The 24,963-nt window shown below is 54.4% G+C and carries 18 protein-coding genes; 8 read left to right on the top strand and 10 right to left on the bottom strand.

The genetic code is table 11. The features are described 5' to 3' along the window. Window positions 1-197: 197 nt before the first annotated feature. From B5G10_RS04000 to B5G10_RS03975, 6 genes are all read left to right on the top strand, one after another. On the top strand, window positions 198-2,561 hold the full coding sequence (locus B5G10_RS04000) for a 2,6-beta-D-fructofuranosidase (RefSeq protein WP_087423456.1): 2,364 nt from the start codon (window positions 198-200) through the stop codon (window positions 2,559-2,561). 241 nt (window positions 2,562-2,802) lie between these two features. After that, complete coding sequence (locus B5G10_RS03995) at window positions 2,803-4,689, top strand: DUF4980 domain-containing protein (protein WP_087423455.1); 1,887 nt, start codon at window positions 2,803-2,805, stop codon at window positions 4,687-4,689. A 19-nt stretch (window positions 4,690-4,708) separates the two neighbouring features. Continuing rightward, window positions 4,709-6,904: an alpha-galactosidase gene (locus B5G10_RS03990; RefSeq protein WP_087423454.1), complete on the top strand. Its 2,196-nt coding sequence runs from the start codon at window positions 4,709-4,711 to the stop codon at window positions 6,902-6,904. A 104-nt stretch (window positions 6,905-7,008) separates the two neighbouring features. Beyond that, window positions 7,009-8,172 (top strand): MFS transporter, encoded by a 1,164-nt coding sequence (locus tag B5G10_RS03985; protein ID WP_087423453.1) that lies wholly within the window; start codon window positions 7,009-7,011, stop codon window positions 8,170-8,172. Window positions 8,173-8,193: 21 nt separating this feature from the next. Beyond that, window positions 8,194-9,090 carry a carbohydrate kinase gene (locus B5G10_RS03980; protein ID WP_087423452.1) on the top strand — a complete coding sequence of 299 codons (897 nt, stop codon included), beginning with the start codon at window positions 8,194-8,196 and terminating at the stop codon, window positions 9,088-9,090. A 276-nt stretch (window positions 9,091-9,366) separates the two neighbouring features. Continuing rightward, complete coding sequence (locus B5G10_RS03975; protein ID WP_087423451.1) at window positions 9,367-12,132, top strand: substrate-binding domain-containing protein; 2,766 nt, start codon at window positions 9,367-9,369, stop codon at window positions 12,130-12,132. Between the two features lie 73 nt (window positions 12,133-12,205). Here the strand turns inward: B5G10_RS03975 and B5G10_RS03970 are convergent, their stop codons facing one another. The 3 genes from B5G10_RS03970 to B5G10_RS03960 all read right to left on the bottom strand — a co-directional run bounded on the left by B5G10_RS03970 (window position 12,206) and on the right by B5G10_RS03960 (window position 14,515). Continuing rightward, complete coding sequence (locus tag B5G10_RS03970) at window positions 12,206-13,003, bottom strand: Cof-type HAD-IIB family hydrolase (protein ID WP_087423450.1); 798 nt, start codon at window positions 13,001-13,003, stop codon at window positions 12,206-12,208. 202 nt (window positions 13,004-13,205) lie between these two features. Beyond that, window positions 13,206-13,823, bottom strand: a complete 618-nt coding sequence (locus B5G10_RS03965; protein WP_087423449.1) for a LuxR C-terminal-related transcriptional regulator — start codon at window positions 13,821-13,823, stop codon at window positions 13,206-13,208. Then, window positions 13,820-14,515 carry a hemerythrin domain-containing protein gene (locus B5G10_RS03960; protein WP_087423448.1) on the bottom strand — a complete coding sequence of 232 codons (696 nt, stop codon included), beginning with the start codon at window positions 14,513-14,515 and terminating at the stop codon, window positions 13,820-13,822. The genes B5G10_RS03965 and B5G10_RS03960 overlap by 4 nt, the downstream gene beginning before the upstream one ends. Before the next feature lie 218 nt (window positions 14,516-14,733). Between B5G10_RS03960 and B5G10_RS03955 the strand changes: the two genes are divergently transcribed. Beyond that, window positions 14,734-15,303: an N-acetylmuramoyl-L-alanine amidase gene (locus B5G10_RS03955; RefSeq protein ID WP_087423447.1), complete on the top strand. Its 570-nt coding sequence runs from the start codon at window positions 14,734-14,736 to the stop codon at window positions 15,301-15,303. A gap of 49 nt (window positions 15,304-15,352) precedes the next feature. Next, a complete protein-coding gene (locus B5G10_RS03950) occupies window positions 15,353-15,859 on the top strand; it encodes a copper resistance protein NlpE N-terminal domain-containing protein (protein WP_087423446.1) in 507 nt (168 codons plus the stop codon). 145 nt (window positions 15,860-16,004) lie between these two features. Here the strand turns inward: B5G10_RS03950 and B5G10_RS03945 are convergent, their stop codons facing one another. The 7 genes from B5G10_RS03945 to B5G10_RS03915 form a co-directional block, all read right to left on the bottom strand. Beyond that, window positions 16,005-18,629, bottom strand: a complete 2,625-nt coding sequence (locus B5G10_RS03945) for a hypothetical protein (protein WP_143241047.1) — start codon at window positions 18,627-18,629, stop codon at window positions 16,005-16,007. A gap of 218 nt (window positions 18,630-18,847) precedes the next feature. Next, a complete protein-coding gene (locus B5G10_RS03940) occupies window positions 18,848-19,399 on the bottom strand; it encodes a Crp/Fnr family transcriptional regulator (protein WP_158098769.1) in 552 nt (183 codons plus the stop codon). Window positions 19,400-19,525: 126 nt separating this feature from the next. Then, window positions 19,526-20,275, bottom strand: a complete 750-nt coding sequence (rlmB, locus tag B5G10_RS03935) for a 23S rRNA (guanosine(2251)-2'-O)-methyltransferase RlmB (protein WP_087423443.1) — start codon at window positions 20,273-20,275, stop codon at window positions 19,526-19,528. Continuing rightward, window positions 20,262-21,944, bottom strand: a complete 1,683-nt coding sequence (gene recN / locus B5G10_RS03930) for a DNA repair protein RecN (protein ID WP_087423442.1) — start codon at window positions 21,942-21,944, stop codon at window positions 20,262-20,264. The genes rlmB and recN overlap by 14 nt, the downstream gene beginning before the upstream one ends. Before the next feature lie 10 nt (window positions 21,945-21,954). Next, on the bottom strand, window positions 21,955-22,851 hold the full coding sequence (locus B5G10_RS03925) for a DUF4835 family protein (protein ID WP_087423441.1): 897 nt from the start codon (window positions 22,849-22,851) through the stop codon (window positions 21,955-21,957). A 57-nt stretch (window positions 22,852-22,908) separates the two neighbouring features. Then, entirely contained in the window at window positions 22,909-24,117 is a 1,209-nt protein-coding gene (gene coaBC / locus B5G10_RS03920; protein ID WP_087423440.1) for a bifunctional phosphopantothenoylcysteine decarboxylase/phosphopantothenate--cysteine ligase CoaBC, read from the bottom strand. Window positions 24,118-24,148: 31 nt separating this feature from the next. Beyond that, window positions 24,149-24,949, bottom strand: coding sequence for a 3'-5' exonuclease (locus B5G10_RS03915; RefSeq protein WP_087423439.1), 801 nt, complete (start codon window positions 24,947-24,949; stop codon window positions 24,149-24,151). Between the last annotated feature and the right edge of the window lie 14 nt (window positions 24,950-24,963).

Raw genomic sequence — 24,963 nt, 5'->3', positions numbered from 1 at the left:
TCTTCACCACGAGACCGGGGGTCGGTGCATTTATTCCACTGCCAACGCGTGTCAAAAATGTTACATTCGCTGTCAATAGGGTTTCGTGTAACATTTGTAACAGTTTTCGAAACATTTGTTCTATGCCTTGGGGTGAACAATATTCTACTTTTGTCTCGCTAAGCGCAAAAAACAGAACTTACAAATTTTACATTACCATGAAAAAAGGTATTATGAATCAAATTCTCAAACAAACAGGTTTGGCCCTGTTGCTTGTTGCCCTGACGTGCGGAACCGCCCAGGCTCAAGAGCAAAACGATGCAGCTCAGACCGACGAAGCCTCTACCTCTAAAGAAGAGGGAAACCGCAACGTGATGCTCAACGCCGCCAGCGCCAACGGACCCCGCGAAATACAAATAGGTTTACCCTCGGCCGATGTGAACGTGCTCGAAAACGGTATGCTCGTGACCTACGCCACCAACCCCCACACGGTCAACACCCTGTGGCGTGCCGATGCCAGTCTGAGCCATGTAGGTCTGCTCAAAATCTCCGAGACGGCTATCACGACCGGAAACATCGGTTATGCCGTCAACTCCTTCACCCAGCTGGGCGAAAAGGGATTCCACGGCATCCTCAACTACAAGAGCAACCACTTCGGGATGCAAGAGTTCTCGCTCAACGTCAACGGCGGCATCGCCAAGGACTGGTATTACAGCGGAAGCATCTACCAGGACTTCGACCCGGGAACGTTCAAGATCAAATCGACTCCGTTCCAAGACCGTACGCAAATCTACAAATTCGCCCTCACCAAACGCTATAACGACAACCGGGGCGAACTGACCGCCATCTACCACTACAGCAACAGCCACCCGGTTTACAACTATGCCACCCAATCGGCGCCCTTCATCTATGTAGGCGACGGTAGTGTGCGCGAGTTCGGCGACTTTGCCCTGGGTACCACCTCGTACCTGCCGATAGACAACGAGATGGTCTATCGCGACATGCGCACCGGCGAGGTTAAGAAGACCAACCTCTACGATGCCACGCAGAATATAGGTAGCATGGTGACCCTCATGAACAACTACACGTGGGACAACGGGCTCAGCTGGAAAGCCGTTATGAAATATGACCACTCGACCGGCTCGTGCGTCTATCAGACGCCCATGTCGCTCGACCAGAACGAAGCCGGTATCAACTACCTCTACGAATCGGCCGACGGCAGCATGCAACCCTACACCGGTGACTATGTACAGAGCCGTATGTCGTGTCTGAACCGCGGCTTTATCAACTCGTTCATGTTCACCAGCGAACTGTCGAAAAAAAATACCAACAACACTTGGCGTCTGGGTGTGAACGAGTGGTACTACCACATCGACTACACCTCATCGACCACCATGTATGACCAGTCGGTACCCATGGATGGCAGCTATCCCGTGCGACTCTACAATGCCGACTATGCCACCTACACCAAACGCACCTACGCCGGCAACGGATACTACTACGATTTCAACAAGAACGCCTCGGAGTATTACAAGGGATATGAAAACAAAGTAGCACTCTACTTCACCCACGACTGGGATATCACCAACGCACTGAACCTCTACTACGGTGCCCGGGTAGAATACCAGGCCCTGCGAGGTGAAAACGCAGCCGTAAAGAATGCTGCCGGTGAATATGTGGGACGTTTTGCCAACTACTATCTGGGGGCAACCGCTCCCGACGGGGTGACCAAAATCGCTCCTACCAACATCGACCACGACTGGTTCAACTATGCTTTCACCGCCGCTGCTACCTATAAGCTGACCAAGCAGTTTGGTCTCACGGGCGACTTCACCTACATCACCCAACACCCCAAAATCGAGAACTTCGCACCGGCCACTCTGCCCAACGTGGGACAGATTTCGGTACCTCTGGGCCGTGCCGGTATCTACTACAACAACAGCTGGTTGAGCCTGACTTCGCTCTTCTCCTACATCTCGAAGACCAACAACAACTCGACGCTGAACCTGCAACACAAGACGGCTGCCGGGCAGACCGAAATCATGGCTGCACCGCTCAACTTCGACATACAGACGCTGGGGTGGACAACCGACGTGGTAACCCGTCCTTTCAAAGGGTTTGACCTCCACTTCCTCTTCACCTACCAGCAACCTACCTACAAAAAGTATGAGACTTCGGTCACCTTCTCCGATGGTTATGTAGGCCAAATCAATGCTACCGGCAACATCGTAGCCGAGATTCCGCAAATCATCATCGAGATCGACCCCAGCTATATGATTACCGACGACTTGAAAATCTGGACCAGTTTCCGCTACTTCAGCAAGACCTACGCCAACATCAACGATGCCTACTACTTCAACGGCCGTTGGGAGACCTTCGGCGGTGTGAACTGGCAGGTCAACGACAAGCTGGCTTTGGGTTGCACGGTAGTCAACTTCTTGAACCAGACGGGAGCCAAAGGTAGTATCGCCGGTGCCGAGCTCATCGAGAAAGAGGATGCCGGGCAGTATGCCGGACATGTGATGGCGGGCAGCTACATACGGCCGTTCACCGTCGAGTTCAGCGCCAGTCTCAAATTCTAACGATCACATACATACATCAGGTATTAATTCCCGGGCCGGAAAAAATCTCCAACATAAGAAGCAGCAAAAATACAAAAGAGAGGCGGGACAAGTTGAAACCGACACTTAACCCGCACAATCCGACCCGGACCATCACAAGCCTTGCCTGCTCAGGCTCGATAAATAGGAACAGGTAAAAAAGATTTGTTTTAGGTTATTTACAAAGTAAGGTTATTAGGAAATTCAATTAATTACAAGAACCATGAAAATAAATTTCAGACATTCAGCAAATGTACTGGCTACTGCAGCTGCAGTAATGGCTCTCGCAGCCTGCCAGTCGCAGAAAGGCAACATCAGCCTCGAACATCAGGGCGACAGCCTCACTATCGTTCACATTACGAACCCCTCGAAATACTTGATTCTCCCCATCCAGGAGTCTCGCCCCGAAGGTAAAGTGAAACTCGATACCGGCAGCCCGGCCGATGTGACCATGGATATCCGCCTGGCCGTGGATAGTGTCGATTATTATGTGCCCCTTGCCCTGCCCGAAGGAGCCAAAGAGGCTACCGTAACCATAGGCAAAGTAGCTGACAATGCCATATGTTGGGACAGCCTGCGCCTGGCCGACACCTTCGACACGACCAATACCGACTACTACCGTCCCGTCTATCACCACACCCCGCTCTATGGCTGGATGAACGATGCCAACGGTCTGGTTTACAAAGACGGTGAGTATCACCTCTATTACCAATACAACCCCTACGGGTCTAAATGGGGCAACATGCACTGGGGTCACTCGGTGAGCAAAGACCTCATCCACTGGGAGCACTTGGCTCCGGCTATCGCCCGCGACACCCTGGGCCACATCTTCTCGGGCAGCTCGGTTGTCGATCACTTCAACAGTGCCGGCTATGGCAAGGATGCCTTGATTGCCTTCTATACCTCGGCCAGCGACGAGCACGGCCAGATTCAGTGCATGGCCTACAGCACCGACAACGGACGCACCTACACCAAGTATGAGGGTAACCCCATTCTCACCCCGTTCGACGGTTTGAAAGACTTCCGCGACCCGAAAGTATTCTGGTATGAACCGGCCAAGAAATGGTACATGATCGTATCGGCCGACAAGGACATGCGTTTCTACAACTCGACCGACCTGAAGCACTGGGAATACCTGAGCCAGTTTGGCGAAGGATATGGCGTTCAGCCCAACCAGTTCGAATGTCCCGACTTTATTCAACTGCCTGTCGATGGCGACAAGAACCACATGAAGTGGGTCATGATTGTCAACATCAACCCGGGTTGCCCCTTCGGCGGTAGCGCCACCGAGTATTTCGTGGGCGAGTTTGACGGCAAAGAGTTCAAATGCGACAACGACAAGAGCGTGACCAAATGGCTCGACTTCGGTAAAGACCACTATGCTACGGTTTGTTTCTCCAACACGGGCGACCGCACCATTGCCGTACCCTGGATGAGCAACTGGCAGTATGCCAACGCTACCCCTACCCGCCAATACCGCAGTGCCAACGCCCTGCCTCGTGAGCTCTCGCTCTACACTAAAGACGGCGAAATCTATATGGCTGCCAATGCGGTGAAAGAGACTCAGGCTCTGCGCAAAGGTACTTCGACGGTCAACGCCATCGACTTGAAAAACGAATATACCATCGACCCGATTAAGACCGGTCCCGAAGGTGCTTGCGAACTGGAAATGGACATCACGCCGGGTAAGGCCGATACCGTAGGTTTTGAGCTCTACAACGCAAAAGGCGAAAAGGTCAACATCTATCTCGACATGAAAGCCGGCCGTCTGGTCATGGACCGTACACAAAGCGGTATCACCGACCTGAGCCGTTATGGCGAAATGACCGTACACCAAAAGGAGACCGACGACCATCGCAAGACCATGTCGGTAAACTATATCAACGACTTTGCGCTGGGCACTTGGGCACCCCTCTCGCTCTGCAACGGCAAGAGCTATCACCTCGATGTGTTTGTGGACAAATGTTCGATTGAGATATTTGTTGACGGTGGCCGCATTGCCATGACCAACCTGGTATTCCCCACCGCTCCTTATAGCGCCCTGCGTTTCTATTCGGTCAACGGCGAAGCTCAAATCAAGAATCTGAACGTGTACCAATTGAATCTGTAATTCCTATCACTTGTATTCCATGAAACACAACCTTGTTTTGACAGCAGTTTCCCTGCTTGCCATAACGACACTGAATGCCAGTGAGATGAAACAGATTCGCATCTCGACCGACCGCACCGACCTCGTGCTGCAAGTTGCCGAGAACGGCCGCCTCTACCAGAGCTATTTCGGCGAAAAGCTGCTCAACGAGGCCGACCTCAAGGAATTGGGATGGAGCGTGCACGCTGCTTCGGACGGCAGTGTAAGCCGGCGGGGCTGGGAGGTTTACAGTGGTTCGGGCAACGAAGATTTCTTCGAACCGGCCCTGGCCATCACCCACAACGACGGCAACCCCTCGACGTGGCTCTACTACGTATCCTCCTCGACCCACCCGGTCGAAGGGGGCGTGCAGACCGATATCGTGCTGCGCGACGACCAGTATCCCGTAGAGGTGACCCTGCACTATGTGGCCTACCCCAAGGAGAATGTAATCAAGACCTGGAGCGACATACGCCACCAGGAGAAGAACCCCATCGTGCTCTCGACCTACGCCTCGACAATGCTCTACTTCTGCCGCCCGGCCTACTACTTGACCGAGTTTAGCAGCGATTGGGCCAAAGAGGCGCAGATGAGTACCCAACCACTGCAATTCGGCAAAAAGGTACTCGACACCAAGTTGGGCAGCCGGGCAGCCATGCACACCCATCCCTTCTTTATCGTGGGGCTCGACCAACCGGCTCAGGAGCGACAGGGCGAGGTGCTCATGGGCACACTGGCCTGGACAGGCAACTTCCGTTTCACCTTCGAGGTGGACAACGTGGGCAACCTGCGCATCATCCCCGGCATCAACCCCTACGCTTCGGCCTACAAGCTCAAGCGCAACGAGACCTTCACCACGCCCGAGTTTATCTTCACCCTCAGCACCGAGGGTATGGGACAGGGCAGCCGCGACCTGCAGGAGTGGGCCCGCAAGTACCAGTTGAAAGACGGCATGAGCCCGCGCCTCACGCTGCTTAACAACTGGGAGAACACAGCCTTTGACTTCGATCAGGAGACGCTGGCCGAACTGATGCGCGAGGCGAAAGACCTGGGAGTTGATATGTTTCTGCTCGACGACGGCTGGTTTGGCAACAAATATCCCCGCAAGGACGACCGCGCCGGGCTGGGAGACTGGGAGCCCACGCGCGACAAGTTGCCGGGCGGTATCCAGGCCTTGACCAAGGCCGCCCGCGAAGCCGGCGTAAAGTTTGGCCTGTGGATCGAACCCGAAATGGTGAACCCCAAGAGCGAGCTCTTCGAGCGTCACCCCGAGTGGGCCATCCACTACCCCAACCGCGAGACCTACTACTACCGCAACCAGCTGGTACTCGACATGAGCAACCCTGCCGTGCAGGAGTATGTCTATGGCGTAATCGACAAACTGCTCAAAGAGAACCCCGATATCGCCTATTTCAAATGGGATTGCAACAGCCCCATCACCAATATCTACTCGCCCTACCTCAAGGCCGACCAGGGACAACTCTACATCGACCATGTGCGGGGTATCTATAGGGTGATGAAACGGGTTCGCGACAACTACCCCAAGGTAGCCATGATGCTCTGTTCGGGCGGCGGTGCCCGCTGCGACTACGAGGCGCTGAAGTATTTCACCGAGTTCTGGTGCAGCGACAATACCGACCCCGTAGAACGGCTCTATATTCAATGGGGATTCTCACAATTCTTCCCGGCCAAGGCCATGTGTGCCCATGTAACAAGCTGGAACCGAACGGCATCGGTCAAATTCCGCACCGATGTAGCTTCGATGTGCAAGTTGGGTTTCGACCTGGGTTTGAAAGAGTTGAGTGCCGACGAGTTGCTCTACTGCCAAGAGGCGGTAGCCAACTGGGAACGGCTGCAACCGACTATCCTCGACGGCAGTCAGTACCGCCTGGTTTCGCCCTACGAGAGCAACCACATGGCCGTGAATTATGTGAGCGACGACAGCCGCAAGGCGGTGCTCTTTGCCTATGACCTCTACCCGCGCTATCAAGAGAAACTGCTGCCTGTCAAGTTGCAGGGACTCGACCCGCACAAGCGCTACAAGATCGAAGAGATAAACCTCATGCCGGGAACCGACTCTGCGTTGGCAGCCAACGGCAAGGTACTCTCGGGCGACTACCTGATGAAGGTGGGGCTTGAGGTGATGGGATTCTTGCCCATGCAAAGTCATGTGATAGAACTCACCGCGATAGATTAGTGTATATTAAGAAGGGGGACCGAGAGACGAGTGGCACTCAAGTACTCAGGTGCGCGGATCTCTCCCCCTCCTCCAAAACGACAAGAACTACTATACGATATATTATGACTGCTAAACAACAACTGAAATACGGGCGACTCATTCCCGTCATGCTCTGCTTCTTTGCAATGGGCTTCGTCGATCTGGTGGGCATCGCCTCGAACTATGTAAAGGCCGACCTGAAACTGACCGACACCCAGGCCAATATCTTCCCGTCGCTGGTCTTCTTCTGGTTCCTCATCTTCTCGGTACCCACGGGAATACTGATGAACCGGATAGGTCGCAAGCGCACCGTGATACTGAGTCTCATCGTCACGGCCGTGTCGCTGCTGTTGCCGCTCTTTGGCGACGGCTACCTCCTCATGCTCTGCTCCTTCTCGCTGCTGGGTATCGGCAATGCCCTGATGCAAACCTCGCTCAACCCGCTGCTGAGCAACATCATCTCGGGCGACCGGTTGGCCAGCTCGCTTACCTTCGGGCAGTTTGTCAAGGCCATCGCCTCGTTCCTGGCTCCCTACATCGCCATGTGGGGCGCCTCGCAAGCCATGCCTACCTTCGGGCTGGGATGGCGCGTGCTCTTCCCCATCTATATGGTAATTGCCATCATTGCCATCCTGTGGCTTTCATCGACCCCCATCGAAGAGGAGAAACCCGACAAGGCGTCGGGATTTCGGGAGTGCCTGCGTCTGCTGAACAAGCCCTTTATCCTGCTCTGCTTCGTGGGTATCTTGTGCCACGTGGGCATCGATGTAGGTACCAACACTACGGCCCCCAAACTGCTGATCGAGCGGGTGGGCTTCAGCCTCGAAGAAGCTGGCTTCGCCACCAGTCTCTACTTCATCTTCCGTACTGCCGGATGTCTGCTGGGCTCCTTCATCCTACGCTACCTCCCAGGGCGCAAGTTCCTGGCCGTGAGCGTAGCCTGCATGCTGGTTGCCATGATTGGACTGATGGCGACCGATTTACTCCCCATCATTTACATCTGCATCGCCCTCATCGGGTTTGGTAACTCCAATGTATTCTCCATCATCTTCGCCCAGGCTCTCATGACCGTGCCCGACAAGAAGAACGAAGCCTCGGGACTCATGATCATGGGTCTCTTCGGCGGCACCATATTCCCATTTTTCATGGGCATTGCCAGCGATGCCATAGGGCAAACGGGCGCCGTAGCCGTGATGACGGTAGGTGTCATTTATCTGATTTTCTATACACTGAAACTGAAAAAATAATCCATCGACAAACTTAAGACTATGAATAAGACCAACAATATCATCGTAGGAATGGGCGAGGCCCTGTGGGACGTGCTGCCCGAAGGAAAGAAACTGGGAGGTGCCCCGGCCAACTTTGCATACCATGTGTCACAATTCGGACTGAACAGCCGTGTGGTCAGCGCTGTGGGCCAAGACAAACTGGGCTCGGAGATTCTCGACAACTTCAAGCAGAAACAGCTGCACGGTATTATCGAAACGGTACCCTATCCCACCGGTACGGTACAGGTTACGCTCGACAACGAGGGAGTTCCTTGCTACGATATCAAAGAGGGGGTGGCCTGGGACAATATCCCCTATACCCAGGAACTCGACCAGCTGGCACACCAGACTCAGGCCGTATGCTTCGGGTCACTGGCCCAGCGCAGCATTGTTTCGCGCGAAACCATCGCCCGATTTCTCGACACCATGCCCGATACCCCCGACACGCTCAAGATATTCGACATCAACCTGCGCCAGAGTTTCTACACCAAAGAGATTCTGTGCGAATCGTTCAGTCGTTGCAACGTGTTGAAGATAAACGACGAGGAGCTGGTTACAGTGAGCCGGCTGTTTGGTTACCCCGGCATCGACCTGCAGGACAAATGCTGGATTTTGCTGGCCAAGTATAACCTGAAGATGCTCATCCTCACTTGTGGTGTAAACGGCAGCTATGTCTTTACCCCGGGTCATGTGTCGTTTGTAGAGACGCCCAAGGTACAGGTGGCCGATACCGTAGGGGCCGGCGACTCCTTTACCGCCGCCTTTACCGCCGCCATCATCTGCGGCCGCTCGGTGCGTGAAGCTCACCAGTTGGCTGTCGATACCTCGGCTTTCGTATGCACGCAACAAGGGGCCATGCCCGTGCTGCCCGAGAGTCTGACCAGTCGATTGGCTTGACAGTTCTATTCCTCCCCTCATTTTTCAAGGGCGATCACGACCGGTTTATCCGGCCAGGGTCGCCCTTGTCGTTTAACCTGGGAGCTCCGGGGTTACTCCCTGCAAGAGACCGGTAGCCGAACCGGCCGGCGGGGGTATTTTCTCTTCAATCGACCCACTTTCATCTCTCCGAAAGCGCAAAGATGAGACTTCGCCCGAAAACTTTCCTCTCCCAAGCGTCCTCTTCCCATTAATTTTTTTATCTTTGCCTATCTTAATCCAGCAAAACGAGAAGCTATGAGACGCCTACCTAACCTTATTCTCCTCATCATCTGCTCCACTTTTCTGTTGCTCACAGCCTGCAACCAAGAGAAAAAACATTTTCTCATAGGGGTCTCGCAATGCAGCGACGACGCGTGGCGCACACAAATGAACAAGGAGATTGCTCGCGAGGCGCTCTTCTATCCCGGTGTAAATGTAGAGTTTCGATCGGCCCACGACGACAATCAACGGCAGATTGCCGACATCGAATACTTCATCGACGAGGGGGCCGACCTCATTGTGGTGGCGCCCAACGAGGCCGAGGCCATAACCCCCATCGTAGAGAAAGCCTACAACCAGGGAATACCCGTGGTGCTGGTCGATCGACGAATCGACTCGGACCACTACACCGCCTACATCGGTGCCGACAACTATGACATGGGTTACCAGATAGGTACCTACATAACCAGTCGATTGCACGGAAAAGGCAATATCGTGGAGCTCACCGGGCTACGAGGCTCAACCCCGGCACGCGACCGTCATCGGGGGCTCATGGATGCCCTGGCCGATGATCCCGGCATACACATCGTGGCAACAGCCGATGCGGGCTGGTTCCAGCAGTCGGCCGAAAAGGCGTTCGACTCCATCCTTGCCCGACACCCCCGCATCGATCTGGTCTTTGCACACAACGACCGCATGGCCTCGGGGGCTCACGAAGCCGCCGTGCAGGAGGGACGAGCCCACAACATGCTTTTCGTTGGGGTTGACGCTCTCTCGGGACAGGGACAGGGTGTGGAAATGGTGACCGACAGCATACTCGATGCTACCTTTATCTACCCCACGGGAGGCGACCGAGTCATGCAAGTGGCCATGGATATTCTCGAGGGGCGCGACTACCCGCGCGAAACGCTGTTATCGACCGCCCTGGTCAACCATCAGAACGCCCGTATCATGCAGATGCAGACCTCGCACATAAGTACCCTCGACGAAAAGATAGAGCGGCTCAACAGCCAGCTCGACTCATTTCTGATGCGCTACTCGGCACAACGGATGTTTCTCTATGCCTGCATCGTGATTCTGGTACTGGTAGGCATCCTGCTCGTAATCCTGGTACGGGCCTTCTGGACCAAGAACCGGCTCAATGCCGAGTTGTCGAGCCAAAAACAGCAGCTCGAGGAGCAGCGCGACCAGCTCATCACCCTGTCGCGCCAACTCGAAGATGCCACCCACGCCAAGCTGGCCTTCTTTACCAACGTATCGCACGACTTTCGCACGCCGCTCACACTCATTGCCGACCCGGTAGATCAGCTCGCCCAAAGTCGCAACCTCGACAAGCACGAACGGTTCTTGCTCAACATCATCCACAAGAATGTGACCGTGTTGCTGCGACTCATCAACCAGGTGCTCGACTTCCGCAAATTCGAAGACGGCAAGCTGCAACTGCGTTTGAGCCAGTTTGACTTGCGGACCTCGCTGGCCGAGTGGACCGACGCCTTCCGCACCCTCTCCTACCGCAAGCATATCCGCTTTGAGATTCAGGCCGACGAAAAAACCGATTTTACCGTTACGGCCGATGCCGAAAAACTGGAACGCATTGTCTATAACCTGCTCTCCAACGCCTTCAAGTTTACCCCCGAAAACGGGACCATCCGGGTCATCCTCACCCGATACGACCAAGCCGGAGAACCCTACCTGCGCCTGCAGGTGGCCGATACCGGTGTGGGTATGCCCGCCGAGCATGTGCGGCATATCTTCGACAGCTTCTACCAGATAGACGTCCATCATGCCGGATCGGGTATCGGGTTGGCTCTGGTCAAAGCCTTTGTCGAGATGCATCACGGCAAGATAAGCGTCGAGACCACCGAGGGGCAAGGTACCTGCTTTACGATCGAGATGCCGGCCCGTCAATCGGGAACTCTCGATCCCGATACCACCCGCAGTGCCGTACTCACCAACCTGAAGGAGGGCGCCGTGCTGGCAGCCGACCAGGAGTCGTTGCAGGCTTCACCCCACGAAACAAGCCAAAACGATAAACAGAGTGTACTCATCATCGACGACAACCAGGACATACGCGACTATGTGCGATCGGTTTTGCAAGACGAATACCATATAATCGAAGCGGCCAACGGACAGGAGGGTCTGCAACTGGCCATGAAGTATGTGCCCGATGCCATCATCTGCGACGTGATGATGCCCGTGATGGACGGCATGGAGTGTTGCCGACGGTTGAAATCGGAACTGCAAACCTCGCACATCCCCGTAATGATGCTCACCGCCTATGCCATGGACGAGCAGAAAATCAAGGGCTATGAGTGCGGGGCCGACTCGTACATATCGAAACCCTTCAGTGCCCGACTGCTCACCGTGCGCCTGCACAACCTCATCGACAACCGCCGCCGTTTGCAAAACTTCTTCACCGAGAATATCGCTACACCGCTCTCGGCATCGAAGGTGACTGTCAACGAGGTGGACAAAGGCTTTGCCGAGAAACTGCGCCACCTTATCGACGAGAACCTGTCGAACCCCAACTTCAGCGTAGAGGAGCTGGGCGAACAGATTGGACTGAGCCGTGTACAACTCTACCGCAAAACCAAGGCTCTCTATGGCTATTCGCCCAACGAACTGCTGCGCATCGCCCGACTCAAACGGGCCGCCACACTGCTGGCCTCGACCGAAAAGACAGTAGCCGAGATTACCTACGAGGTGGGGTTCAGCTCGCCCTCCTACTTTACCAAATGCTACAAAGAGTACTTCGGAGAGAATCCTACCGAGTTTCTCAAACGTAAAAAAGGCGAGAACTGATTTGTCCTCACCTACTCCTATCCTTCCCCCTCCCGACAGATGAGAGGGGCGACAGACAATATCGTGCACGCTATTACAGCACGCCCCAATATTCGAGGGCGTGCTTCACCCCGTCGTCATCGACCGAGGTAGTCACATAGTCGGCCGCCGCTTTGACCGGGTCGTTGGCATTACCCATGGCCACCCCGATACCGGCCACCTGCAACATGCGGGTATCGTTACCGCCGTCGCCAAAAGCCATGGTCGCCTCGACGGGAAAGCCGAAGTGGCTGGCCACCGCCTTTATGCCCTCGCCCTTATCGACTCCGCGAGCCGTCACGTCGGCAAAAGCCGGATACCAACGGCTCGACACACACGAAGGAAGATGCGGCATAATCTCGGCCTCGACATCGGCCGTAATGATGGGAGTCATCTGGGTGATGCGCTGTTGCAACAACACCTCGAGCGATACAGGACTCGACACCTGCTGCAAATCGAGCAGACGATGGAAAAACTCCTCGACCTCGTGCGTGCCACGATAGAGCAGAGCATCGGTCTCGCCCACCAGGATACAGGGGAAATTACGTTCGTCACAGAAACGCATCATCGTGCGCACATCGGCATCGGGTATGGCATGGCAGGCAATCACCTGCCCGTCGATAACAATGCAGGCACCGTTGGTGGTCACATAGCCATCGATGAGATGAGCAATATCGTTGAGGTTGTTGATATAGACCAGCGGTCGGCCCGTAGCAATAAAAATCTTTATTCCCTTTTGCCGGGCCGCCTCGAGCGACTCGATGGTAGAACGGGGAATACGGTGAGTATTGAAGCTGACAAGCGTGCCGTCGATATCGAAGAACAGCGCTTTAATATCCCTTTTCTTTTCCATAGTGCAAAGATACTAAAAGGTGAGGGCAGAGGCAAAGGAAAACGCAGTTTTCAATTTTATCTCTGCCGAACCGACTCCTATTTTCGCACGATGCAAAGACCGTGAAAGACGAACGCAGAGGCAAAGAAGAAGAAAAAAATCTGCCTAACCGATAGGCAGATTTTTCCAAAAACAACATCAAATAACTTATATAACGAAGTAATCACTCCTCACGGTTATAAATAGAATCTTTTATATCGTTGATATCGACAAACTTGTTGACAATGGCATAGATCGTGAGACCTGCCGGGCTGTGTATCTGCAGTTTGCTGGCGATATTGCGCCGATGGGTGATGACGGTATGGGCCGACAGGCACAACTGCTCGGCTATCTGCTTGTTGGTCATTCCCTTGACAACGCCTATAATGATCTCTTTCTCGCGCTCGGTGAGCGGTTCTTGCCGCACCGGCTCTTCGGGGGCGGCGTGTACCAGCCGGTCGAACTTCTCTCTTATCTGCTCGGCCGAGTCATAGACCGAGATCACCTCGTCGTACATCTTCAAGACCGAGGCATCGACCAGCGAATTCTGCAACGCGATGCACTTGGGGGCGGCCCCTTCGGCTCCCTTCTTGACTTGCACGACCGACACGACGCCCGCCAGACCGGGATTGACAATGAGCACATCGGGCCGACGCCAGGCCAGCGAGGCGGTGAGTTGTTGCATGTCGTCCACCTCGGTTGTCTCGATATTGATGGTGGTCAATTTCTTCAACACCGAGAGCAGCCCTTTACGGATAATCAACGAGGGCTCGGCTACAATCACTTTTACAACAGGCTTCATCGCGTTTTCTCTATTTTATCTTCCAGTTCCCGAATGACCGGGACAAACAGGTAATCTTCTATATAGTTGTGCGAGGCCAGATCCTGCTCGCAGGTAAAGATATCGAACAAGACGCTGTTCAACTCGTTGCTGCTCGAGGCCGGATAGTACTTGATGAGTATATTTTTCAACTCGGTCAACTTGGACTCGACCTGGTCGTGCCGTTTACTGAAGATGTCAATGCTGTAACCGGCAGGCTGCACACCGCTCAACAGAGCCGTAACATAGGGGAAGACGGTGGTCTCTTCGTATCGCATGTGCTTCTGTACCTCGGCCACATACTCGTCGAAGAAGCGCAGGATGGCTATGGCTATATCCTTCTCGCCACAATCGATGGCTCCCAGCAGGTTGCGCCGGATAGCCGGCAGTCTGAAGTTGAGGAAATAGTCGTGCGAGTTGTGCAGATACCCCAACAGGGCACTTACCGATATGTCGCCCTTGTAATCATCGGGCTCACCCTCATCGAGCAACAGATTGACCACGGCCAGGAAGGTCCCGGTGTGCACACCGTTCTCCTCGCACACCTGCCCTATGCTTTTATCGCCGAACCCCAGGGCAATGCCAAAGCGACTCATGACCAGCAACACGGGATAGTTGTCACACACCAGATCGCTCATTTGGTTGTCTCGGCTATAGGCTCCCAGTTTATACATTTTATTTTCTTTTTCGTTCATTACTCAGGCAAAGATACATATATAAATCGTCGTTGCTTTTCGACAGTACAAAGAAACAGCTTTTGCGACACCTGTGCAATCCCCTTTTTCGGTGAAACCGACGTTGCTCCCTACCTAAATATGGTGAGTTTGTATCGTGATGCCACAAACCGAAGGCTCTCCCACCCTACTTTTACACCGTAAAAAACAACCCTGCCATGCTTACTATTCTTCTTGACAACGGCCACGGCAACAATACGCCGGGGAAAAAATCGCCCGTGTGGCCCGACGGGCGCCAACTGCTCGAATGGGAGTTCAACCGCGACATCGTGGCACGCATAGCTCACCGACTCGACGAGGCGGGTATTGCCTGCCACCGCCTGGTACCCGAGGAGAACGACATTGCGCTTGCGGAGCGTTGTCGGCGGGCCAACCAGTTGGCCCGCCAGGGCGACTGTCTGCTCGTGTCGGTTCATGCCAACGCCGGTGGCGGAAGCGGCGGCGAAGTATTCACCTATCCGGGAGCCGCACGCAGCCTCGAGTATGCCCGCATATTCGGCCAGCGGTGGCCCTTCGCCTTCCCCCACCTGCGCTTCAGGGGCTGCAAAGAGGCCAACTTTGCCATCCTGCGCGAGAGCATCTGCCCCGCCCTGCTCACCGAAAACCTGTTCATGGACAACGAGAGCGACTGCCAGATACTGCTCTCGACCGAGGGTCGCGACACGATTGCCCGCTGGCACGTCGATTCGATACAACAGATTCTGCAACAATTTTATTCCTCGCGATAAACTTTTTCTCCCGACACATGTTATAGGAGAAAACCAATTATACAACGATATGAAAAAAATTGTTTTTACAGTTCTCGCTGCGGCGGCCCTCATCGCCTGCCAATCGAACAATAAACAGAATCAAATGATCGACGAGGGCGAAGCCGTCGAAATCGTAGGTGCCGACTCGACCGGCATGATGGAGGTCTTTGCCTATGAGGGTGTAGTGCCTTCGGAGTCGGGCAATACCGACAGCATCGACTATCTGGTAATCATCACCCAGCAAATCGACACGGTAAACGGGGTATATCAAATGACCCAGACCTATGTGACGGCCGATGGCCAAACCGGCAAACAGATGAGCAGCAAGGGTAAAAAGATGTTCCAGCGAGGCACGCCTCAGAACAAGGCGGCCAAAGTCTATAAACTGGTACCCGACAGCGGTTCGAACCAAACGGTGAACCTGTGGGTCGAGAGCGACACGACTGTCGTACTCCTCGACGACCAGATGAAGGCTCCGGCCAAACCCGAAAAACACCGCCTTAAAGCGGTGAAACACCACAAGCACAAAATGTAATCTTGCAATATTGTTTTAGGTTTATAGAGAGGAAGACGGGAGGTCTCGGTCTGCAACGACCGGGCCTCCCGTCTTTTTTTCTTCTATTTCCAACGGATAGTTGCCTATCGACGCCCTACCCGTTCTGGAGGAATTGACTCGACAATTATCGCACGGCTACCTTGTAGCGGGCACCGTCCACATCGACAACATAGATTCCGGGCTCGATATCGACAACCACCTCGCCACCTTGGGTGGCATAGACCTTCTGCCCACTCAGGTTATAGATATCGATCGGGCACTCATCGCCGGCCTGAGTCTTGACTACAATCTGACCGTCGGCCGTGGCATATACCAGGTGCTTGTCGGCCGTGTGCTCGGCCACACCTACTACCGAGCGCTCTTGAATCATGATGTGATCGAGGTTGATATTGGTTGTTCCATCGACAGCCTCGCCCACAAACGACAGGCGCAATGCCGTCTCGCCCTTGTAGGCGTCGAGCGGGATGATTTTCTTCACCCAACCCTCGGTCTCGTTGCCCGAGATGTAAATGGGCTCGGTCACGGCCTCAAAGGTCCCGTTGTTTCTCGACAGTTCTACAACCAGGTTATCGCCGCTCTTCTCGCCCGTAGTCTGGTACACGTAGAATCCCAAAGCCGGTTCGGTGAGGTTGCTGATATTGATCTTGGCGCTGGTGAGGCGAGTCTTGGTTCCCTCGCTCACATTTGTGGCCATGAACGAAGCGAGCCCCCCGTCGCCATCCTGCGGTTGCGCGTCGGGCGAATAGGCCTGATTGCCTATACCCCAACCGCTGTCGAGACCTTCGATCTTATCGGTCAACCAGAGGTAGCTCATGTTTCCACCGACAAACGACTCGACCATGGGAGCGTTGTAGGGAACACCTACGAAATAGAGGTCTGAGTAGGTGCGGTGCCCCTCGCCCGAGAGGTTGCTCGACAGAATCACATAGAACACAGGAGTCTGGCCATACTCACACGAGATGGTATTATCGACTACCGATGTCTCGGTAACGGCATCGGCCACAATTGTTTCGTTGTTGCGAATTACCGTATAATAGATGGGACAGTCATACATCTCGCCGCCATCGATACCCTCGGGTTTGTCCCAGGAGATGATGCACGAGCAGTCGGCCTGCTCGACAATCGAGAGGTTCTTCACCTCGGCGGGACGAGCATAACCGGCCACAACCAAAATAGTAGCCGGGTCGCTCTTCTGCCCATTGGCATAGGCATATATCTTGTAGGTATTCTCACCCTTCACGGCATTGGTGTCGATCCAACGAGTTACCAGCGAAGAGCCTACGGCGCCGGTCGTATAGACCGGCTCTTCCGATCCGTTGCGGTAAACCTCCATCTTATCGACACTACCCAGAGGTTCGCCGGCAATCGTATAGACCGGAGCATAGAAGTCGAGTTGTACCTGCAACGACTGGTCGTTGGCAGCAATGGCACTCACTCCGTAGGGCTCCATAGGTGTATTGGAGGGGCGATAGTTGTAAACCGACAGGGTATCGATGGCGACCTTGGCCCCTTGCAGATTATTGTTGAAGCAGATACCTATGCGGAAGGCCCCGTCTTGCGGTGCAACAACATAGCCTACAATCTCGGAACCCTCGCCAGGCCTGATGGTGCGAATGTTGCCGATAGCGCCCTGCGGAGTAAGATCTTCGTCGTTGCTGCACAGGATCATCTGTATTTGGGCCGAGTCGCAATCGTTGGCCAATCGGGCATTGAAAGCCACCTTGACCTCGGTAGCCGACGACATGTTCAAAGCCGGCGTATAAAGGATATCGGGAGCTTCGGAGGCTACTGTCGAGGTACAAACCAAGGCACCGTTTTCGAGGCTCCACGTATTTCCGTCGGCATTGCCATCGACCGTGCTGGTACCCTCGAGGGCTCCCTCTTGCGAGTAATCGCAGGTGTAGGGCAGGTCGTAGGTGTCGGTATCGGCCAGGTAGTGATTCTCGTAGGTCAAGGTCGAACCCGACATCCAGCTGCTGGTCCAGTCTTCCCAACGATAGCTGGTTTGAGTAGCAATATTGTCATACTCGTCATAGGTATATTCATATTTCATTTTCTCGCCCAACATCCATGTACCGTCGCCCAGATTCATGAACGAACTTTGCTCGGTGATGTTGTTGTGGTCGTCGTAGCTGTAGCAGATGCTGTCGGTAGCTTCGTAGATGTAATCGCCTGCCTCGAAACTAAACTTGTAGTTGTACCGCACCAGGTTGATTGTGCGCCCCTGGTCGTCATACACATAGCAGCGACGGTCGGCCACAGAAAACTGGTTGTTCAGCCACTTTTCACGATCCTCGGTAGCGGTGTTGTCTTTATAGGTATAGACCCCATGCATATAGACGTGCTCGCCCCACTTTTCGATAGAGGAGTCCCACTTGTAGTAATCGACCTCGGCTACACGGCCTTCGGTATCGTAAGTGGTATGAGTCTTGGCTCCATCTTTCGTATTACCCCGCCAGGTCATCGACGAGGCATGCCACACATAGCTCTCGTAATCGGTGATGCGCCCCTCGGAATCATAGCCATACACTTCTTGAGAGTTATTGGCCAATTCTCCATTGTTGTCGGGCATCAGCGTTTCGGTCTGCTTCAAAGAACCATCGCTGTTATAGATATAAATAGTCTTTGAACTCACTTCGTCGCCTGCATACACGATTACATGATCGAGCCTTTTCCCCGAATTTGCATTGGCCACAAACGGAATTGACGCAAACACAGAGAAAAGTACCAGTAGATAAAATTTCCTCATAATCCAATCAATTTAGTTCAACCCTATGATTTTTTACAAAAACTAATACTTTCTTACAAATAAAAAGAAAATAACCGGAAAAACAGTTAACCTATGATAAAAAAGATATTTATCACGCCTATTTGAAAGAAAAAATTTATTCTGCAAAATGGTATCTCCTCCCTCACGGGAGGTACAATTGGGTCAATAATGGAACACTCTTTCTCCTCCCCCCCCCTTTAGAGATTTCTGATCGAGGCGCGCAGACGGCTCAGCGACTGCTGGGTGATGCCCAGATAGGAGGCTATGTGTTTCAACGGTACCTCCTTGACAATTTGCGGACGCACTTTTATGAGGCTGATGTAGCGGTTGAGGGCATCGTCTTTCCCGAAAATCTTGCACTTGCGCTCCAGGCAATAGAGCTGCTCGATACAGACAATGCGGAAGAAATTGGCGATGGAGAGACTCTGCATGCACAAGCGCTCCAACTCGTCCTTGCGAATGGCATAGAGTACCATGGGAGTTACCGCCTCGTATTGCAGGAATGCAGGTTCGCCCTTGAAATAACAGAACATTGCGGTAAACATATCGCCACTTACCCCGAAGCACTCGGTGACTTCGTTTCCCTTGGTATCCCCAAAATAGCCTCGGGTGAGGCCGCTCTCGACCAGAAAAACTTCGTCGGACAACTTATCGGCCGCAATAATAATTTCGCCTTTCTCAAGTTCGATACGGCGAGATTTCGACAAGAGCAATTCGAAATCCTCCTCACTCACATGATAGTCGTTCAAAAACAAACTTTTTATCTCTTCCCGAACCATTTGCATCTATTTATTGAATTACTTATTTTTATCTCTGCATTTTCAAAAATGCCTGTCGGCAAGTACCGATTGGCATTACAACACAACGGCAACCCGTCAGGCATTTGCTTCGGCCATCCGTTGACGCACCACCTCATACATCATTACACCGGCGGCAACCGACACGTTGAGCGACCCGATATTCCCTACCTGGGGAATGGCTACAATCTCGTCGCACAGGCGCAGATTGCCGGCATCGACACCCGTATCCTCGGCTCCCATCACCAAGGCTACCGGCAGGGTATAGTCGGCCCGGGTGTAATTGAGAGCAGCCTTCTCCGAGGCGGCTACCACCCGTATGCCGCTATCTTTGAGGTAACGGATGGCACTGTGTATCGACCGCTCGCGACAAACGGGAATGTGCAACAGAGCTCCGGCCGAGGTCTTCACGGCATCGGCATTGACACTCACACTGCCCCGCTCGGGCACCACAATGGCATCGACACCCGTGCACTCGCAGGTGCGGGCTATGGCTCCGAAGTTGCGCACATCGGTTATGCCGTCGAGCAGCACGATGAATGGCACCTTGCCCTCTTCGAAGAGCGTGGGGACAATATCGCCCAGCCGCTGGTAGGCAACCGACGAAATGAAGGCAACCACCCCCTGGTGATTCTTGCGGGTGATGCGGTTGAGCCGTTCGACCGGTACCCGCTGCACCAGGTATCCCCGACCTTTTATCAGGTCGAAAAGCTCCTTGGCCAGATCGCCTTGCAGCTCTTTGCGTATCAATATCTTATCGATCTCTTTCCCGGCTTCGATGGCCTCGATTACGGCCCGAATACCAAAAATCATCTCATTCTTTTCCATCGTTCAATTCGTTTCGTTTCAATAATTCACGGGCATTCTCGAGGGCAGCCGCAGTGAGCGACGACCCGCTCAGCATGCGGGCTATCTCCTCGACCCGCTCGCTGTCGGTGAGGCGCACCAAATGGGTGGCCGTAGCCGTATCGGTATCGCTTTTATACACGCGATAGTGGGTCTGTCCCCAGGCAGCCACCTGGGGCAAATGGGTTATACTGATTACCTGCATGCACCGGGACATCTCGCGCATGATGCGGGCCATCTTGTCGGCAATCTCGCCCGACACACCGGTATCCACCTCGTCGAACACGATGGTGGGCAGGGCCATGGCATGGGCTAACAGGGCCTTGAGCGAAAGCATCAACCGCGATATTTCACCGCCCGAGGCGACCTCCGACACCGGTTGCAGGGGTTGGTTCTTGTTGGCCGAGAAGAGGAACCGGATGGCATCGCCCCCTGTCTCGTCGAACTGCGGGCGGGGCGAGACCTCAATCTCGAATTGCAAATGGGGCATGCCCAATGGCTTTACCCGCTCGGTGAGGGTGTGCGAAATATCGGCAGCCGACTGCCTGCGCACCTGTGTGAGCCGGGCGGCGCTGTCGCGCACCTGCTGTTCCTCGACCTCGACCTCGTGCTTGAGGGCGGCCAACTCTTCGTCGTAGTTCTCAATGCGGGCCAGCCGCTCGGCAAACGAGTTGCGCAGAGCCAGCAACTCCGAGGCATTTGCTACCCGGTGTTTCTGCTGCAACGAATAGTAGGTGTCGAGGCGATTCTCGACCCAGGCAAGCCGCTCGGGGTCGATATTGAGATTCTCTTGCGAGCGATCGACGGTCGTGGCAATGTCTTTCAAATCGATATAGTCCGACTCGAGACGCCCTATCCACTCATCGACCTCGGGATAGAGGCGCGCGAGCGATTTCACCCGCGTCAGAGTCATGTTCAACAACGATACGACGCCGGTCTCTTCGCCGTGCAGATAGGCTTGAATCGTGCCCAGTTCGGTTTTAATCTCCTCGGCGTGTTGCAGGGTTTGCAATTCGCCTTCGAGCTCCTCCTGCTCACCCTCTTTCAACTGGGCCTCATCGAGTTGGGCCAGCTGATAGCGCAGGTAATCCTCCTCTTCGCGCCCCGACCGGTTCTCGTCCTGAAGCCGGGCATAGGCCTGCAGGCGCTCGCGCCACCGGTGGTAGTGCTCCCGGTACTCGGCAAGCAAGGCAGCGTCGCCGGCCATGGTATCGACCACCCGCAACTGGAATCGCGAGTCGGCCAACAGGAGGTTCTGGTGTTGGGAGTGTATGTCGATGAGCTGTTCGCCCAAGGTTTTCAACTGAGCGACCGAAACCGGGGTGTCGTTGATGAAAGCCCGCGATTTGCCCGAGGGGAGAATCTCGCGCCGCAAGATGCACTCGCCCTCGTCGTAGTCGAGTTCGTTCTCCTCAAAAAAGTCGCGCAGATGATACGACGAGATGTCGAATACTCCTTCGATAACGGACTTCTCGTCGGCACGTCTCAACGACTTCAGGTCGGCCCGCTGGCCGAGAATCAGCGACAAAGCCCCCAGGATGATGGACTTTCCGGCTCCCGTCTCGCCCGTGATGACCGAAAAACCGGCCGAGAAGTCGATGTGGAGCTCGTCGATGAGCGTATAGTTGGAGACACTCAATTGCTTGATCATAACGTTTTCTTTATTCGGTCTGACGAATCTTTTCGATGATGGATCGATCGGTAGGATACATGCTGGTCAATATGTCATAGACCGTCTCTTTCTCGGAGGAGGGAGCCTTGGAATAGACATTCACCAGCTCGTCGAGTTTGGAGTCTCGGAACAGCGTGATGACTACCGACATGGGGGCGGCTTCATAGACCTTTTGCAGCTGTTGCAGGGCCTCGGTAATTTTGGCCCGCCCCTTATCGACACTCAAGGCCATCTCGTCGAGACCACCGCGATGGTAGTCGTACCACAACTGACGGAAGCCCGAGGTGCTTTGCTCGACGAATGCCGAGAGCAACGCATGGCGGTTGCGGTTATCCTCAAAGGCTTTCCAGCCGGCCTCCATCGACGACTGCCCCAGATTGACTACCTGGCGGGCCAGTTCGTAGAAAGGGGTCCCGCCCATGGGCGAGAAACTGTCGAAGTCGATGCCGAGAATCATATAGACGTAGAAATTGATTACGGCCGTGAGATTGCTCTCGATGCTGGTCTCGGAAAAGACGAGCGGCTCGAACTCCTGGTAGTTGAACTCGACCTGGGTATCTTTGAAGTTGATAAGTGTCGTAGTGTAGGAGCTGTTATAGACCGGCCGGCGCGACTGTACTTGCAGGTCACACACAAAGCGGTTATCGGCATACTCCTTCACGGTAAAGAGCATCGAGCAGTCTATCCGCTCGATGGGCGAGATTTGCGCCGTGGACCACTTGCGGTCGTTGATATACTCGGTAATGGCCTCTTTGAGGGTGGTAAACACCTCTTTGTTGGTGCCCTGTATCTGATCGCTGTTCACCTCGACACGGCAGTTAAGCTCCTGCGCAACCGACAGGAGGGGAAAAAGGAGGAACAGCACATACAAGACATTTCGTTTCATATCATCTCTTTATTGAAAATTTTCATGCGACCGGGATTTCATCCACGCCCCGGCTCTTCAGGCATTGCCAGCCAGGTGCCGAGCCACGATATCGACGATATCGGCAGCTACCTCGGTCTTGGGTTTACAGGGTATCTCGACCGTCTCGCCCTCGCGCCCGATCACGGTCACCTTGTTGGTGTCGCAACGGAAACCGGCACCGGCATCGCGCAACGAGTTGAGCACAATGAAGTCAAGGTTTTTCTTCTCCATCTTCAGGCGGGCATTGCTCTCCTCGTCGTTGGTTTCGAGGGCAAAACCTACCAGACACTGACCGGCACGCTTGCGGCGACCCAGCTCGGCGGCAATATCGGGGTTGGGCTTGAGGCGCAACACACGCTCCTCGCCGCTACGCTTAAGTTTCACATCGCTCACGGTCTCGGGAGCATAGTCGGCTACGGCCGCGCACATAATGGCGATATCGGCCCGGTCATAAGCCTCGACAGCGGCCCGATACATCTCGTTGGCCGACTCGACATCGATGCGGCTTATTGCCGCATTGGAGGTCTGCAGGGCTACGGGACCGGCAACCAGTATCACCCGGGCTCCGGCACAGGCACAGGCCTCGGCCAGGGCAAACCCCATCTTACCCGACGAGTAGTTGCCGATGAAGCGCACGGGGTCTATCTTCTCGTAGGTGGGCCCGGCCGTAACGAGCACCGTTTTCCCGGCCAACGGCTGGGGATGATCAAAGAAGCGGTCGAGCACGGCCACGATATTCTCGGGCTCTTCCATGCGTCCTTTACCAGTGAGGTGACTGGCCAGTTCGCCACTCGCCGGCTCGATGATGTGGTTGCCATAGGAACGCAACAAATCGAGATTGTGCTGGGTCGAAGGATGGGCATACATATCGAGATCCATAGCCGGAGCCACAAATACCGGCGCCTTGCACGACAGGTAGGTGGTCACGAGCATGTTGTCGGCGATACCGTGGGCCATCTTGCCGATGGTCGAGGCGGTAGCGGGAGCAACAAGCATGGCATCGGCCCACAGGCCCAAATCGACGTGGCTGTGCCACTCGCCGGTATTGGCCGTGAAGAACTCGCTTACCACCGGTTTTCCGCTCAACGACGAGAGGGTAACGGGGGTAATAAACTCTTTGCCGGCCGGGGTCATCACCACCTGTACTTCGGCACCCTGCTTGATGAGCAACCGCAACAGGTAGGCGGCTTTGTAGGCAGCGATGCTACCCGTAATGCCCAGTATGATATGTTTGCCTTTCAACATGGTTTCAACGCCTTTCTTGGCACACAGACTGTCAGAATCGACGGCGTGCGCGGGTGTATATCTCGGTTATGACATTCTTGGTATTCAGGGGGAAATCGCCCTGCATCATCCAACTGTAATAGCTGGGCTCGAGCTGGAACACCTCCTCGACCGAACGGCCTTTGTACTTGCCAAAGTTGAACACCGGCACATCGTGCTCGTTGAGGATGATGCGTCCGGCAAAATCGACGTTGCGGTTTTGGGTCGAGAACGACACCCACGAGTCGATGTCGTTGGTGAGGTATTTCCCCTCATACTCGTCTTTCGCAGCCTCGGTATAGCGGTCGAGCTGGGCCTTGAATACCTCGTAGGTAGCCCGAGTGTCGGCCAGCGCCGAGTGGGCATCGACCAGTGGAGCGCCGCAATAGAACTTATAGGCTGCCTTGAGAGTGCGGGGTTCCATGATGTGGTAGATGGTCTGCACATCGACAAACTTGCGTTTCGAGATATCGAGATTGACTCCTGCACGCAGCAACTCCTCGATGAGGAACGGCACATCGAAACGGTTGGAATTGAAGCCGGCGATGTCGGCCCCCTCAAACACCTTGGCAATGTTGCGGGCCACGTCCTTGAAGAGGGGCTTGTCGGCCACCATCTCGTCGGTTATGTGGTGCACGGCCGTCGATGCCGGAGGAATGGGCATACCGGGATTGACAAAGATGTCCTTCTCTTCCACCTCGCCGTTGGGGAATACCTTGACGTAGGCCAATTCGATGATGCGGTCGGAGGTAATATTGGTACCCGTCGTTTCCAAGTCGAAGAAAACGAGGGGATTCTTCAGGTTCAATTGCATTTCGGGTAGTTCAA

Source organism: Barnesiella sp. An55 (assembly GCF_002161555.1).
Classification (GTDB): domain Bacteria; phylum Bacteroidota; class Bacteroidia; order Bacteroidales; family Barnesiellaceae; genus Barnesiella; species Barnesiella merdipullorum.
Note: the sequence above shows the minus strand (reverse complement) of the source record. Positions and strands in the feature narration are given on the sequence as shown.

What these genes read in the sequence shown, in the direction of transcription:
- recN (WP_087423442.1), bottom strand. Translation starts at nt 21,944, where the DNA reads ATGATCAAGCAATTGAGTGTCTCCAACTATACGCTCATCGACGAGCTC.
- B5G10_RS03925 (WP_087423441.1), bottom strand. Translation starts at nt 22,851, where the DNA reads ATGAAACGAAATGTCTTGTATGTGCTGTTCCTCCTTTTTCCCCTCCTG.
- B5G10_RS03945 (WP_143241047.1), bottom strand. Translation starts at nt 18,629, where the DNA reads ATGAGGAAATTTTATCTACTGGTACTTTTCTCTGTGTTTGCGTCAATT.
- B5G10_RS03970 (WP_087423450.1), bottom strand. Translation starts at nt 13,003, where the DNA reads ATGGAAAAGAAAAGGGATATTAAAGCGCTGTTCTTCGATATCGACGGC.
- B5G10_RS03990 (WP_087423454.1), top strand. Translation starts at nt 4,709, where the DNA reads ATGAAACACAACCTTGTTTTGACAGCAGTTTCCCTGCTTGCCATAACG.
- B5G10_RS03950 (WP_087423446.1), top strand. Translation starts at nt 15,353, where the DNA reads ATGAAAAAAATTGTTTTTACAGTTCTCGCTGCGGCGGCCCTCATCGCC.
- B5G10_RS03985 (WP_087423453.1), top strand. Translation starts at nt 7,009, where the DNA reads ATGACTGCTAAACAACAACTGAAATACGGGCGACTCATTCCCGTCATG.
- B5G10_RS03975 (WP_087423451.1), top strand. Translation starts at nt 9,367, where the DNA reads ATGAGACGCCTACCTAACCTTATTCTCCTCATCATCTGCTCCACTTTT.
- B5G10_RS04000 (WP_087423456.1), top strand. Translation starts at nt 198, where the DNA reads ATGAAAAAAGGTATTATGAATCAAATTCTCAAACAAACAGGTTTGGCC.
- coaBC (WP_087423440.1), bottom strand. Translation starts at nt 24,117, where the DNA reads ATGTTGAAAGGCAAACATATCATACTGGGCATTACGGGTAGCATCGCT.
- rlmB (WP_087423443.1), bottom strand. Translation starts at nt 20,275, where the DNA reads ATGGAAAAGAATGAGATGATTTTTGGTATTCGGGCCGTAATCGAGGCC.
- B5G10_RS03980 (WP_087423452.1), top strand. Translation starts at nt 8,194, where the DNA reads ATGAATAAGACCAACAATATCATCGTAGGAATGGGCGAGGCCCTGTGG.
- B5G10_RS03960 (WP_087423448.1), bottom strand. Translation starts at nt 14,515, where the DNA reads ATGTATAAACTGGGAGCCTATAGCCGAGACAACCAAATGAGCGATCTG.
- B5G10_RS03995 (WP_087423455.1), top strand. Translation starts at nt 2,803, where the DNA reads ATGAAAATAAATTTCAGACATTCAGCAAATGTACTGGCTACTGCAGCT.
- B5G10_RS03915 (WP_087423439.1), bottom strand. Translation starts at nt 24,949, where the DNA reads ATGCAATTGAACCTGAAGAATCCCCTCGTTTTCTTCGACTTGGAAACG.
- B5G10_RS03955 (WP_087423447.1), top strand. Translation starts at nt 14,734, where the DNA reads ATGCTTACTATTCTTCTTGACAACGGCCACGGCAACAATACGCCGGGG.
- B5G10_RS03965 (WP_087423449.1), bottom strand. Translation starts at nt 13,823, where the DNA reads ATGAAGCCTGTTGTAAAAGTGATTGTAGCCGAGCCCTCGTTGATTATC.